At 62.8% G+C, this 13,867-nt stretch carries 13 protein-coding genes; 10 read left to right on the plus strand and 3 right to left on the minus strand.

The window, feature by feature from the left end; all coding sequences use genetic code 11:
- The first annotated feature begins 77 nt into the window (after positions 1-77).
- The 3 genes from ACWICV_RS10455 to ACWICV_RS10465 all read left to right on the plus strand — a co-directional run bounded on the left by ACWICV_RS10455 (position 78) and on the right by ACWICV_RS10465 (position 4,263).
- Positions 78-1,436 carry an aminotransferase class III-fold pyridoxal phosphate-dependent enzyme gene (locus tag ACWICV_RS10455; protein ID WP_454090991.1) on the plus strand — a complete coding sequence of 453 codons (1,359 nt, stop codon included), beginning with the start codon at positions 78-80 and terminating at the stop codon, positions 1,434-1,436.
- A 197-nt stretch (positions 1,437-1,633) separates the two neighbouring features.
- Positions 1,634-2,620, plus strand: coding sequence for an agmatinase (gene speB / locus ACWICV_RS10460; protein WP_332487687.1), 987 nt, complete (start codon positions 1,634-1,636; stop codon positions 2,618-2,620).
- Positions 2,620-4,263 carry a thiamine pyrophosphate-binding protein gene (locus ACWICV_RS10465; RefSeq protein WP_400291472.1) on the plus strand — a complete coding sequence of 548 codons (1,644 nt, stop codon included), beginning with the start codon at positions 2,620-2,622 and terminating at the stop codon, positions 4,261-4,263. The genes speB and ACWICV_RS10465 overlap by 1 nt, the downstream gene beginning before the upstream one ends.
- Before the next feature lie 92 nt (positions 4,264-4,355).
- On the opposite strand, the gene ACWICV_RS10470 is transcribed toward ACWICV_RS10465, so the two are convergent.
- Positions 4,356-4,568, minus strand: coding sequence for a hypothetical protein (locus ACWICV_RS10470; RefSeq protein WP_133833215.1), 213 nt, complete (start codon positions 4,566-4,568; stop codon positions 4,356-4,358).
- Between the two features lie 76 nt (positions 4,569-4,644).
- Complete coding sequence (locus ACWICV_RS10475; RefSeq protein ID WP_332594649.1) at positions 4,645-5,505, minus strand: inositol monophosphatase family protein; 861 nt, start codon at positions 5,503-5,505, stop codon at positions 4,645-4,647.
- Positions 5,506-5,689: 184 nt separating this feature from the next.
- Between ACWICV_RS10475 and ACWICV_RS10480 the strand changes: the two genes are divergently transcribed.
- From ACWICV_RS10480 to ACWICV_RS10510, 7 genes are all read left to right on the plus strand, one after another.
- On the plus strand, positions 5,690-6,112 hold the full coding sequence (locus ACWICV_RS10480; RefSeq protein ID WP_400291469.1) for a MarR family winged helix-turn-helix transcriptional regulator: 423 nt from the start codon (positions 5,690-5,692) through the stop codon (positions 6,110-6,112).
- Complete coding sequence (locus ACWICV_RS10485; protein WP_133833213.1) at positions 6,105-7,664, plus strand: MFS transporter; 1,560 nt, start codon at positions 6,105-6,107, stop codon at positions 7,662-7,664. Before ACWICV_RS10480 ends, ACWICV_RS10485 begins: the two co-directional genes overlap by 8 nt.
- A gap of 44 nt (positions 7,665-7,708) precedes the next feature.
- Positions 7,709-8,428 (plus strand): GntR family transcriptional regulator, encoded by a 720-nt coding sequence (locus ACWICV_RS10490; RefSeq protein ID WP_105657328.1) that lies wholly within the window; start codon positions 7,709-7,711, stop codon positions 8,426-8,428.
- 133 nt (positions 8,429-8,561) lie between these two features.
- A complete protein-coding gene (locus tag ACWICV_RS10495) occupies positions 8,562-9,707 on the plus strand; it encodes a CaiB/BaiF CoA transferase family protein (protein WP_332594651.1) in 1,146 nt (381 codons plus the stop codon).
- A gap of 27 nt (positions 9,708-9,734) precedes the next feature.
- Positions 9,735-10,913, plus strand: coding sequence for an acyl-CoA dehydrogenase family protein (locus ACWICV_RS10500; protein WP_400291466.1), 1,179 nt, complete (start codon positions 9,735-9,737; stop codon positions 10,911-10,913).
- Between the two features lie 35 nt (positions 10,914-10,948).
- Entirely contained in the window at positions 10,949-12,406 is a 1,458-nt protein-coding gene (locus ACWICV_RS10505) for an aldehyde dehydrogenase family protein (protein WP_400291464.1), read from the plus strand.
- Between the two features lie 36 nt (positions 12,407-12,442).
- Positions 12,443-13,312, plus strand: coding sequence for a 3-hydroxyacyl-CoA dehydrogenase family protein (locus tag ACWICV_RS10510; protein WP_332498313.1), 870 nt, complete (start codon positions 12,443-12,445; stop codon positions 13,310-13,312).
- A 72-nt stretch (positions 13,313-13,384) separates the two neighbouring features.
- Here the strand turns inward: ACWICV_RS10510 and ACWICV_RS10515 are convergent, their stop codons facing one another.
- Positions 13,385-13,819: a pyridoxamine 5'-phosphate oxidase family protein gene (locus ACWICV_RS10515; RefSeq protein WP_105657333.1), complete on the minus strand. Its 435-nt coding sequence runs from the start codon at positions 13,817-13,819 to the stop codon at positions 13,385-13,387.
- Positions 13,820-13,867 lie beyond the last annotated feature (48 nt).

Here is a 13,867-nt window from a genome sequence, read left to right on the forward strand (position 1 = left end):
TAAATTATCCAAGAAAGATGCTGGACTTGGATGCAATGACCAATGACGCGTGTCACGGGGATTTCTAGGCTTGAGCCATGACTGAAACCCTTGCTTCCACCGACGCCCCAACCTTGTCCCAGACCAGGCACCTTGCCACCAGCATCCCCGGCCCGCGCTCTGCGGCCCTCCATGAGCAGCGGGTGCAACAGGTCAGTAGCGGTTTTGGCGTCACCTTGCCGGTCTTCGTCAGCCGCGCCGATGGCGGGATTATCGAAGACGTCGACGGAAATCGCCTGATCGACTTCGCCTCGGGGATTGCCGTGACTTCACTGGGTGCCGCGAACCGCCGCGTGGCCGAACGCGTGGCCAAGCAGCTGGCGGACTTCACCCATACCTGCTTCATGGTCACCGAGTACGAATCCTTCACCCAGGTGTGCAGCTGGTTGAACCAGCACACCCCCGGCGAGTTCGAGAAGCGCACAGCGCTGTTCTCCACCGGGGCCGAGGCCGTGGAGAACGCGGTCAAGATCGCCCGTGCTGCCACCGGACGCGCTAACGTGCTGGTCTTCGACGAGGCCTACCACGGCCGTTCGCTGCTGACCATGGGCATGACTGCCAAGATCAATCCGTACAAGATGAATTTCGGCCCGATGCCCGAGCATATCGTGCGCGCCGCCTCGGCCAACCCGTTGCGGCCCTCTGGGGGAGCGGCCACCGTCGAAGCGGTCCTGGCGTCCGTCGAGCAGACCTTGATGGACTACGGCCCCCAGACTTTCGCCGCGATGGTGATCGAGCCGATTCAGGGCGAAGGAGGTTTCGTTGTCCCGATGGCCGGGTTCATCCCCGGACTGCGCAAGTTGGCCGACAAGCACGGGATTGTGCTGGTCATCGACGAGATCCAGGCCGGCATGGGGCGCACCGGGAAGCTATTCGCTTCGGAGCACGAGGGCGTGGCAGGTGACCTGATCCTCACGGCCAAGGCCCTGGCCAACGGAGTTCCGCTGTCCGCGGTGACTGGGCGCGCCGAGCTGATGAATGCTCCTCACACTGGCGGCCTGGGCGGCACCTACGCTGGCAACCCGCTGGCTTGCGAAGCGGCGCTGGCTGTATTCGAGCAGTTCGAGGATGGGACGCTTCTGGATAACGCCCAGCTCATCGAGCGGGTGTCCCGCGAGGTTCTTGAACCACTGATGCAGCAGAGCCCGGTGGTTGCCGAGGTCCGCGGCCGCGGAGCCATGCTGGCTATCGAGTTCGCCGACCGGGGCAGCTTGGCGCCGCGCGCCGATGCGGCCGCCGCGGTTTCCAAGGCCTGCCATCGAGCCGGGGTGCTGACCCTGACCTGCGGTACGCACGGCAATGTGCTGCGCCTGCTACCGCCGCTGGTGATCGGCGAAGCACTGCTGCGCGATGGATTAGAGGTGCTTGCCCAGCAGATTCGCAGCGTCGCCAGCTGATCGCCCTGCTGCAGTTTCGGCCCATGCCGCAGCCCGTTCGCGGGTTGTGGCATGGGCTATTTCTGCCTGGATTCCCGGGCTGTGCGATAACTGAATCTTGACGTGACCCAGCAGACAAAATAGCATAATGGAAAACTGAAGTTTCATATTAGACAACTTGGACTTTCGTTCTTGGATGTCTGGGGGAGGAAGTTGCGATGAAGGAAATCCGCATCGAGGAAAACGGGCATCTGGGACCCATTAATGCCGCGGTGATTCCACGCTATGCAGGCGGCGGCACCTATGCCCGGCTGCCGCGACTGGATCAGGTGGAGAAGGCCGACATCAAGATTGTTGGCGTGCCTTTCGACACCGGTGTCTCCTACCGGCCCGGCGCCCGCTTCGGCGCCAACCACGTGCGCGAATCCTCGCGCCTGATCCGCCCCTACAACCCCGCCACCGACACCTCGCCGTTTGCGCAGAGCCAGGTGGCCGACGCGGGGGACATGGCGGTCAACCCGTTCAACATCAACGAGGCTATCGAGACCATCGAGCACAACGCACTGGAACTGACCAGTGACGGCTCCACCCTGGTCACCGTGGGCGGAGACCATACCATCGCGCTGCCGTTGCTGCGTGCCGCCTCGCAACGAGCCGGTGCTCCGGTAGCGATGCTGCACTTCGACGCGCACCTGGACACCTGGGACACCTACTTCGGTGCCGAATACACCCACGGCACCCCGTTCCGCCGTGCGGTCGAGGAGGGAATCCTGGATACCGAGGCGATCTGCCACGTCGGCACCCGCGGTCCGCTCTATGGCAAGAAGGACCTGGAAGACGACCAGCGCTTCGGCTTCGGCATCGTCACCAGCTCGGATGTCTACTACCAGGGCGTCCGCGAAATCGTGCACAAGCTGCGCGACCGCATCGGCAACCGCCCGCTGTACATCTCGGTGGACATCGACGTGCTGGACCCAGCCCACGCCCCGGGTACCGGAACCCCGGAGGCCGGCGGCATCACCAGCCGTGAACTGCTTGAAATCCTGCGCGGTTTGCGCGGGTTGAACATCATCGGCGCGGATATTGTCGAAGTCGCCCCCGCCTACGACCATGCGGAGCTGACCGGCGTGGCCGCCTCGCATGTCACCTATGATTTGATCAGCCTGATCAGCGACTTCCGCGCCAGCAAGGGGATGAATAGCTAATGAACGAGCAACCGCAACGCAACGGCGGCGATCTGGTCATCGAGACCCTCACCGCGCTCGGTGCCAAGACCGTATTCGGGATCCCCGGGCAGCACGCCCTGGGACTCTTCGACGCCCTCTCGCGCTCAAGCTTGGAGTTCATCTCCTCACGCGTGGAGAACAACTCCGCCTTCGCCGCCGATGGCTACTCCCGCGCTACCGGGGAAGTGGGCGTGCTGTTCCTCTCCACCGGCCCGGGCGCGCTGACCTCGCTAGCAGGTCTGCAGGAGGCCTACGCCACCGGCGTGCCCATGGTCGTGGTGGCCAGCCAGATTCCGCTGGACGGCCTGGGAGCCCGCCGCAAGGGCATGCTGCATCAGCTCGATGACCAGAAGGCCTCGGCCGCCAACGTCACCAAGTTCCAGCAGACCGTGCATCATGCATCGGGCATCCCCTCGGCGATCCAGGACGCGTGGGCCCGGGCCATTACCGTGCCGATGGGGCCGGTGTGGGTTGAGGTGCCGCAGGATGTCCTGCTCGCCCCGGTGATGGTGCCACCGGTACAGGATGCCCTGGCCGAAGCCTACGAGCATCCCCCGCGCGAAGAGCTGATTCGCGAAGCCATGCGCTGGCTGGCCGACGCCAAGCGCCCGGCCATCATCGCCGGCGGCGGTGTGCGCCGGGCCGGGGCGCAGGCTGAATTGCTGGCCGTGGCCGAAAAACTGCAGGCCCCGGTGCTGTGCAGCCCCGGCGGCAACGGAGCCTTTGGCTGGAACCATGAGCTGTCCTTGCAGTCGTGGGCGGAAGACCGCTATGTCTCGGACGTCATGGAAGATGCCGACGTGCTGGTGGTGATCGGTTCGGCCCTGGGCGAGGTCACCAGCAACTACTTCACGCTCGAACCCCGCGGCAAGATGATCCAGATTGATGCCGAGCCGCGCGTGCTCGAGTCCAACACCCCGGCCCTGGGTATCCGCGCCGATGCTCGTGAAGCCTTGAAATTCCTGGACGAAGAAATGCGCGAGACAGGCTTCAAGGCCCAGGCATCATGGCACGGAAGCACCCCGCAACAGGTGGTGGCCCAGACCCTGGCAAAGGTGCAGGCGCGCCTGGATGCCCAGGACCTTGGCAAGGAACGGAAGTTCATGGCGGATATCCGCGCCGCAGTCCCGGCAGGCATGCAGACCTTCTGGGATATGACCATCGCTGCCTACTGGGGCTGGAGCTGCTGGGACGCCAAGGATGGCGAATTCCATTCCGCGCAGGGTGCAGGCGGCCTCGGCTTCGGCTTCCCCGCCGCGATCGGTGGCGCCATCGGCTCTAAGCAGCGCGTGCTGGCAGTCAGCGGCGACGGTTCATCGATGTACTCCATTGCCGAACTGGCCACCGCCAAGCAGCATCATGCACCGGTCACCTGGTTGATCGTCGACGACGGGGGATATGGCATCCTGCGCGAGTACATGGAGGGAGCCTTCGGAAAAGCCACCGCCACCGAACTGGCCCGGCCGGACTTCGTGGCCCTTGCGCATTCCTTTGGCATCCCCGCCCAAGCGGTCGATCCCGAGGGCATCGGTTCGGCGCTCGCCGACGCCTTGGAAGCAGATGGCCCCAATGTCATTGTGGTCCGCACCCTGCTGAAGATGTTTGCGCCTACCCACCTGTAAAGCACCCGAACCCACGGACGGCCTCGGACCTGTTGCGCCCACGAGCGATGGATCCGGGGCCGTTGCGATTAGTGGATGAGGAAAAGTGCGGGTCAGTGGGTGAAATGGAACACCACACCGAAAAGCACTGTCGAGATGCCCAAGCTAATGCCGATGAGCAGTGGCTCCCAATCCAGGGATTGAGCTGCCAACATCACTGCGAAGGAAGCGAAAAGCAGAATTGCTCCGATTCCTCCCAGGATCACACCTCCGCCTCCATGGTGCCGCGCGGCGGAGTGCGCGGTCCGTTGAAATCGTGGTTCCATGCCGCCATCGTACGTCCGAAAGCGACCAAAGCCGAGGGGCAGGGCCAACTACTTCGATATTGTCAGATTTGTTGGCTCAGCGGCCCGTGCGCAGCTGATGGATCCGCTCGGCAGCGGTTGCCAGGGAAGGATAATCGGCGCCGGGCCCTTGCGCGATGAAACCGGGGCAGTAGTGGTCGGCGAGTCCTGCCTGTCCGTAGGACAAGCCGCGGAACGTGCCCTGGGCCATGCGCACCAGATGCGCTCCGGCAGCCACATCCCACACCTTGGTATCGAACCCGATGGTGGCGTCGCACCAGCCTGCGGCAACATGGGCCAGGGCCAGCGCCGCGCAGACCTTGCGGCGTACCGTGGCGAAGTCCTGGATCCACTGGCCAAAGAGTTCCAAGGACAGATCCCCGTCCTTGAGCATGGATTCTGCTCCCGGGTAATCCGTCATCAGGTTGGCGCGGGACTGCTCGGGACGGGCACCGGGCTCAAGAACCTGCCCGTTGAGGAACGCGGCAGTCGAATTGGCGCTGAATTCGTCACCAGAAACCGGATCGAGGATTGCGGCGGCCACCAGTTCTCCATCGATGGCTGCGGCAATCGAGATGCAGAAGAATGCCACGCCGTGGACGAAGTTGCTGGTGCCGTCAATCGGATCGACAATCCACTGCACCTTCCCGGCGGCCTGCCGTCCTTGATCGCCAGAGACCTGCTCTTCGCCGAGAACCCAGGAATCCGGGTGGGCCGATAGCAGTGAGGCAGTGATGAGCCGCTGGCTCTGCCGGTCGATGTCGGTGACCAGGTCATGGGTGTTGGTTTTATGCTCGGCTACCACGTTGCCGCGGAAGGAAGCGCGCAGCAGCTCGGCGGACTGGCGAGCTGCCTTCAGCGCGGAAAGACGTAGTTCTTCGGCGTATTGCGTGCTGGCTTGGACTCGCTGATCATTCACAACACCAGCTTACCGCCGTGGCAACAGGCAAAAACGTTGACTGGAGCAACGATTCGAACTTACATTGGTGGAAACACAATAGATAGGCAGCCGATAGATCGTGGACAAGTCTCCAGATAGCCCTTCGGATTCTGAACTCAAAATCCTGCTCGACGAGTTGGCCCGCAGTTCCAGGATCCTTCGCGTGTTTTCGCATATGGATCAGACTGACCCCGAGGTATCAAACGCCTCCCATCACGTGCTCAAGACGTTGAAAACCCGTGAACCCACGCATGCTGCCGACCTTGCGCAGTCCTTGGGGATCGGCACCGCGGCGATGAGCCGGCATTTGGCGGAACTGGAGCAAATGGGCCTGGTAGCCAAGCAGCCCAGCAAGATCGACGCCCGTCGCCACGTGCTCTGGGTGACCGAGGCGGGTTGCGAGCGGCTTGAATTCCGCGACCGCTTGCGCCTGGAGCGAATGCGGGATGTCCTTCCGGACTGGGATGCCGAGCGCTTGGCCAGCGTCGCGCACGCGCTGAGCGAATTGAACGCGACGATGATCCGCGGCATCCAATCCCAACGGACCGAGCAGTTCGGCAACGTGGAGAATTCCGACCTTGGATAAGAGCATGCCGGAAAAGGAACGTCCCACTGACCTCACCGAGACAGCGGCAGACCAGCCGCAGATGAATCAACGCGAGGTGCTCAAATCCATCGCTGGCGTCCTGGCATCCTTCTTCGCTGCCATGCTGGCGGCGACCATTGTGTCTATTGCGCTGCCGACCATCATGGATGTCCTGGGCGGCTCGCAAACCGACTTCAACTGGGTTTTGAGCACCACGCTGCTGGCTAATGCCGCCACCACTCCCATCTGGGGGAAAATGGCGGATCTCTTCGACAAGAAGAAGCTGCTGCAAGCCGGAATTCTGGTGTTCGTGCTCGGCTCGTTGCTGGCCGGACTCGCCTGGTCCATACCCGTTCTGCTGTTCGCCCGGGTCATCCAGGGCATCGGCATGGGCGGGCTGACCGCCATGGGCATGGCAGTCATCGGCACGGTCATCCCGCCACGGGAACGTGGACGCTATTCGGGATATTTCGGTGCCGTCATGGCTGTATCTACCGCAGCAGGACCGCTGCTCGGCGGATTCATCGTGGACTCGCCCCTGGGCTGGCGCTGGTGCTTCTTCTTCGGCATCCCGATCAGCCTGCTCTCCATGCTCTTGATCCACCGGACCCTGCACCTGAAGCACCTCAAGCGTCCGGTGCATATCGATTGGGTCGGCGCGGTCCTGTTGACCACCGCCGTCTCGATCCTGCTGATCTGGGTCTCCTATGTAGGCAAAGCCGACTATTTCGGCTGGAATTCGTGGCAGACCTACACGATGGTCTCGATGTTCCTATTGCTGGTTGCCGCGTTGCTGCTTGTTGAATCACGGGTTCGTGAACCGATCATTCCGCTGAAGATCATTTGCACCCGAACAACCTCGCTGGCGATTCTCGCCTCGATCTCGATTGGCGTGGGGATGTTCGGCACCGGCGCATTCATCGGCCAGTACTTCCAGATCGCCCGCGAAGCGACACCGACCATGGCCGGCCTCATGACCTTGCCAATGATCGCGGGCAACTACTTCGGGTCCGTCTTCTCCGGGCAGATGATTACCCGCTTCGGCCGTTGGAAGATCTACCTGCTCATCGGTTCGGTCCTGAACATCGCCGGACTCGGCCTGCTCGGGCTGATGCGCCAGGATACCGAATACTGGCTCTTGGCCTGCGGCATGTTCCTCAACGGCGTGGGCATGGGATTCATGCTGCAGAACTTGGTGCTCTCGGTGCAGAACACGGTGAAAGTTACCGATATCGGGGCGGCAAGTTCTTCGGTGGCGTTTTTCCGTTCTGTAGGCGGCTCAGCAGGTGTGGCGGTGCTCGGCGCGCTGCTTTCGCGCAATGTGGCAGATCTTATTACCGAATCATTAGCGGCCAAGGGGCAGCTGTCCTCAGCCCCGGCCACCGGGGATTCCTTGAATCTTTCCGGGATGCCAGATGCGTTACGGCAGGTGGTGGAATCGGCGTATGGCGAGGCGACAGGGATCGTCTTCATCGTCTCGGCGGCCGTAGCCGTGGTTGCCTTCTTCTGCGTATTGCTCATCAAGGAAGTGCCATTGCGCAAGACGATCTAGTACCTGGCCTTGCCGCCGGGTCGAATCAGGATAAGCTTCAGACCATGAGTAGCATGCAACCGATTAAGCCGAAGGTATCTCTTACCGAGCAGGTGACCACGATGATCCGTGCCGCCATCGTTGCCGGTGAGATGGCTCCGGGGGAGCACTACTCGGCCATTGGCATCTCGGAAAAGCTCGGCGTCTCGCGAACTCCGGTGCGCGAGGCCTTGCAGCTGCTGGAAAAAGAGGGAATCGTTACCGTGGCGAAAAACCGCGGGGTGCGCGTCAACCAGATTTCATTGGAGGACATTGTCGAAGTCTTCCAGCTGCGTTTGGCTATCGAGCCTCCAGCTGCCGCACGTGGCGTGCGGAACGCGACCGAGGCTGATATCAACCAGCTGAAGTCGTTGCACCAGCGAATGCTCGCAATCGGCGAAACCGGTGATGGCCGGGCGACGCTGGAAGCGGACAAGGAGTTCCACCTGTGCCTTCTGGGGCTGGCCGGAAATGCGAAACTCGACAGCGTGGTGGGGGAGCTGCGCAACCTTGTCCTGGCCCACGGGCAGACCACCGTGCCCTTCGCCCGCTCCAGCCAGGACCTGGCCGGGGACCGCGAGGAGATCATGGAGGCGATTCTGGCTAAAGACCCCGACGCCGCCGCGCTGGCCGTTCGGGGCCACGTCATGCGCACCGCGCAGATGCTGATCCGCTCGGTGTGTTCGCGGACCCCGGGACTGGACGCAGAACCGTTCCTGGAGCGGCTGGACGCCTTGATTTCCTAGGGCATTCCGCGCCCCCTGCAGACCCAAGAAGCGAAACATCCTGAAAATCCTTGCCAAGGGTGATCCGGGCAACATAGAGTTGCATGCAACATGTAACTAAGCAAATCTGTGCGGATTGAAGGTGTGGAAGCAAATGAGCCAACCGCTTGAAGGGGTCAAGGTCATCGACCTCTCGCGCATCTTGGCCGGGCCGCTGTGCTCCATGACCCTGGCCGACTTCGGGGCCGAAGTTCTCAAGGTGGAGAACGCTGCTGGAGATGAGACCCGCAGCTGGAAGCCTCCGGTCAATGCCCAAGGCATCAGCACCTACTACTGGTCGGTGAACCGCAACAAGCAGGCAGTAGTCGCCGACTTCGCGGACGCAACCCAGTTGCAGGCCCTGCGCGGATTGATCCGCGACGCTGACGTGCTGGTGGAGAATTTCCGCCCCGGCGTCCTGGCCAAATTCGGGCTGGACTACGAGAGCCTGCGCGAGCTGAACCCGGCACTGGTCTATTGCTCCATCTCGGGCTTCGGCGAAAAGCAGGGGGCAACCTTGCCCGGCTTCGACCTGCTGGTGCAGGCAGTGGGCGGACTGATGAGCATCACTGGAGAACCAGACGGGCCTCCGAGCAAGGCCGGCGTTGCCCTGGTGGACGTATTGGCGGCGCAGAATGCGGTTGCCGGCATCCTGCTGGCCATGCGCGAACGCGATGCCAGCGGTATCGGCCAGCGGGTGACCGTCAACTTGCTCGGCTCGCTGCTGGCCGGACTGACCAACCAGTCCAGCAGCACGCTGGCTACCGGAAAATCCCCGGCACGCATGGGCAACGCGCACCCGAGCATTGCCCCCTATGAAACCTTCGCGGCCAACGACGGCGTGGTGGCCATCGCCGTGGGCAATGACCGCCAGTTCGCTGCCTTGGCCAAGCATCTTGGCCAGCCGGACCTAGCCCAGGATCCGCGCTTCAGCAGCAATAGCGCACGGGTGGCCCACCGCGAAGAACTCAAGGCAATCATCGAAGCGGCCACCGCCTCAGCCACTGCCGCGCACTGGGCGAATGCGCTGATGTCCGCGGGAGTGCCCGCCGGAAAAGTCAACTCCATCGCCGAGGCCATCGACTTCGCCAAGGAACTTGGCCTGGATCCCGTCGCGCTGATCACCGATCCGGACACCGGGGAAGCGACCGAGCAGATCGCCAGCCCCATCGGGCTCTCGCGCACCGGTGCCCAATACCGCACCATCCCGCCGGCCCACGGGGAGCACCAAGCGCTTCTGGGCACCCTGGCAAATAGCTAATCGCAAGAACTTTCAAGGAGACTTAATATGAGCACCGCAGAACGCCTTCTGGATCCGGCCGACCTGATCAATTTCGATTCGCTGCTCTCGGCGGAGGAACTGGCCCTGCGCGATACCGTGCGCGGTTTCGTCAACGAGAACATCAAGCCGAATATCGCCAAGTGGTACAACGACGCAGTCTTCCCGCTGGAGATCGTTCCGGAGATGGCCAAGCTGGGCCTGCTGGGCATGCACCTTGAAGGCTACGGCTGCGCCGGCCGCTCGGCCGTGGAATACGGCATTGCCGGCGCCGAACTGGAAGCCGGCGATTCGGGGCTGCGCACCTTCGTTTCGGTCCAGGGATCGTTGGCCATGAGCGCCATCTACAAGCACGGCTCCGAGGAGCAGAAGCAGCAATGGCTGCCCAAGATGGCCGCCGGCGAAGCCATTGGCTGCTTTGGCCTGACCGAACCAACGGCAGGTTCCGACCCGTCGAGCATGAAGACCTTCGCCCGCCGCGACGGCGATGACTGGGTGATCAACGGTTCCAAGCGCTGGATCGGGCTGGCCAATGTGGCGCAAGTGGCGGTGATCTGGGCACAGACCGATGAGGGCATCCGCGGCTTCGCCGTGCCGACCAGCACCCCGGGCTTCACCGCCACCCCGATCGAGCAGAAGCTGTCCATGCGCGCCTCCATCCAGTGCGAAATCGATCTGGTCGATGTGCGCCTGCCCGGTTCGGCGGTATTGCCGAATGCCAAGGGCCTGAAGGGGCCGTTCTCCTGCCTGAACGAAGCCCGCTACGGCATCCTGTGGGGTTCCATGGGGGCCGCCCGCGATTCATTCGAAGCGGCATTGGCCTACTCGCAGGAGCGCCTGCAGTTCGACAAGCCGCTGGCCGGATACCAGATGACCCAGCAGAAGCTGGTGGACATGGCCCTGGAAATCAACAAGGGCTTCCTGCTGGCCCTGCACATCGGCCGGTTGAAGGATGCCGGGAATTTGGACCTGCACATGATCTCGGCAGGGAAGCTGAACAACTGCCGTGAAGCCATCGCGATCTGCCGCGAAGCACGCACCATCCTGGGAGGCAACGGCATCACGCTGGATTACTCGCCATTGCGCCACGCCAACAACCTGGAATCGGTGCGCACCTACGAGGGCACCGACGAGGTGCACACGCTGATCCTGGGCAACAAGCTCACCGGCGTGCCGGCCTTCCGCTAAGCCGCGAAGCCAAGGAAGACGGGAGAACCAAGCAAATGAACCTTTCCACAACACTTGCCACCCTGGAGCACTGCATCAATGGCGCATGGGTGCCTGGCGAAGGCCGCCGCATCGATTCGAAGGCGGCCGCCGACGAATCCATCGTGCTCGCGGAGGGCACCGCGGCCAGCGTGGACCAGGTGGACGCCGCTTTCGGCGCCGCCCACCGGGCCAAGAAATCCTGGGCGTCCACTCCGATGGCCGCCCGCGGGGCGATTCTGGCCAAGGCCGCCGGATACCTGAAGGAGCATGCGGAGGACTTCGGAGCGGAACTGGCCGCCGAAGAGGGCAAGACCAGAGCCGAGGGAATCGGCGAGGTGCTGCGGGCCGCACAGATCCTGGCCTACTATTCCGGCGAAGCGGAGCGCGCTGCCGGCACCGTCTTCCAATCCCCGCGTGCCGGGGAACAGATTCTGGTTACCCACAAGCCGCTGGGGGTGATCGGGGTGATCACCCCGTTCAACTTCCCGATCGGGATTCCGGCTTGGAAGATCGCCCCGGCGCTGGTTTTCGGCAATACCGTGGTGTTCAAGCCGGCCAGCCTGGTGCCGTTGCTGGCCATGCGCTTTGTGCAGGCCCTGGAGCACGGAGGGCTGCCCGCTGGTGTACTGAACCTGGTCATCGGCCCGGGCGCGCTGGGTGATGCCTTCATCGCCAATGAGCATTTGGACGGGCTGACTTTCACCGGTTCCACCGGAGTCGGGCGCAAACTCTGCGCGGCAGGTGCGGCCCGGGGGATTCCGGTGCAGGCCGAAATGGGCGGCAAGAATGCTTCGGTAGTGCTGGCCGACGCAAACCTGGACCTGGCCAGCGAGCAGGTGCTTTTCGGGGCCTTCCGCTCCACCGGCCAGAAGTGCACGGCCACCAGCCGGCTGATCCTCGACGAGTCCATCGCCGACGCATTCTTGGCCAAGCTCGCCGAAAGGCTGGAGCAGTGGGTGACCGGGGACCCGCTGGACCCGTCAGTGCATATGGGCCCGCTGGTGGATGCCAAAGCGGCGAACTCGGCGGCACAGGGGATCGACCGGTCGCTGGCACAGGGCGCAACACTGCGCTATCGCGGGCTGGCCCCGGAAACCGGCAGCTTCCTGGCACCAACCATTCTGGAACTTCCGGAGGGGGAAGCCGGGCGAGCCAACTGCGCCTGGCAGGAAGAATTCTTCGCGCCCATCGTGTCCGTCCGCCGAGTCAACGGGTGGAAGGAAGCTTTCGAGGCTGCAGAAGACTCGGAATACGGTTTGAGCCTGGCATTGTTCACCTCGAATCTTGCGCTGGCCCTGGAGGCGCAACAAACTCTCGACGTGGGTATTCTGCATGTAAATTCGGAGTCAGCCGGAGCTGACCCGCACGTGCCTTTCGGCGGTGCGAAAGCTTCGGGCTACGGACCGAAGGAACAGGGAGCAGCAGCTCGCGAGTTCTACACGCACACCACGACGACCTACCTGCGCGGCTAAAAGGCGCAGGCCAGGACTCCAGAGAAAGAATGGTCAATGAAGATTGAACGTATTTTGGTGATCGGTGCCGGCACCATGGGCCGCCAGATCGCGATGAGCTGCGCGCTGGGCGGCTACGCCACCGTGCTGCAGGATATCTCTGCCGACGCGTTGGGCGCAGCACGCACCGAGCTGGAGTCCTGGGCTGCCGGCCGCGTGGCCAAAGGCAAACTCGACCAGCCCACGGCAGCTGCGGCGCTGGGGCGCTTGAGCCAGAACACCGACTTGAACCAGGCTGCTTCCACAGCCGACTTGGTGATCGAGGCTGCTGTGGAGCGCCTGGACATCAAGGAGCAGATCTTCGCCCAACTGGGCGAGCATGCACCGGCCCACGCCATCCTGGCGACGAACTCCTCGACGCTGCCCTCCTCGAAGCTGGCCCAGGCCAGCGGCCGTCCAGCGCAGGTGTGCAATATGCACTTCTTCAACCCTGCATTGGTCATGAAGTGCGTTGAAATCGTCCGCCATGGGCAGACCAGCGATGCCACGATTCAGGCTGTTACCGAGGTAGCCAACCAGCTGGGGAAGAACCCGGTGCTGGTGAACAAGGAGATTCCGGGTTTCATTGCCAACCGCATGATGGGTGCGATCAACGCCGAGGCGCTGAACCTGGCTCACCAGGGAATCGCCAGCATCGAGGATATCGATACCACTGCGAAGACCGCTTTGGGCCACCCCATGGGTCCGTTCGAGCTGATGGACATGGTGGGCCTTGATGTTATCGATTTCATCGCCCAGGCGACGTACGCCGAGACCGGTGACGAGGCCGACCAGCCGCACCCGATGATCACCGAAAAGGTGGCTGCGGGCAAGCTCGGACGCAAGAGCGGAGAAGGGTTCTACCCTTATTCCCAGGCATCGGCTTAAAGCTGGAAACGCCGCTGCCCGCCCGATGGCCATTGGGCGGGCGGCGGCGTTTGCCGTGCAGATCGCAGAGAACTATTCAGCTACCTCTGGTTGCTCGCCGAGCTCGAAGTGGCGCCCGGAGACCGAATCAATGTTGACCCGAATCCAGAAATCCTTCTGGGTGGGGATCCAGGGAGTGACGCCGCTTTCGCGGGCCTCCTTGATATCGGCCTCATGCTCCAATACTTCGGCGCTGCCGTGCACGACAACGGACCAAGCTTCATCGGAAAGGATGCCGTCGACCTCGAAAGCGATCTTTTCATTGATCGCCATGGCCGCAAGCTTATTACCGGGCGAGGTGCGCAAGAACAGCTTCCCGTTGTGCACCGCGTAGTTCACCGGAACAATATCGATCAACCCTGCAACCGAAGTTGCTACGCGTCCGTGGGAGCTGTGCGAGAGCAGCTGCCACGATTGGTCCTCATCCAATACCAGGACCGGACTATTGAGCTCGTGTTCGAATTTCATAGCACCAGCTTTCTACTCTTTGTAGAAAAAGGCAAGGGCTCGAGACAC

The sequence above is a fragment of the Glutamicibacter sp. NPDC055354 genome, assembly GCF_053644955.1.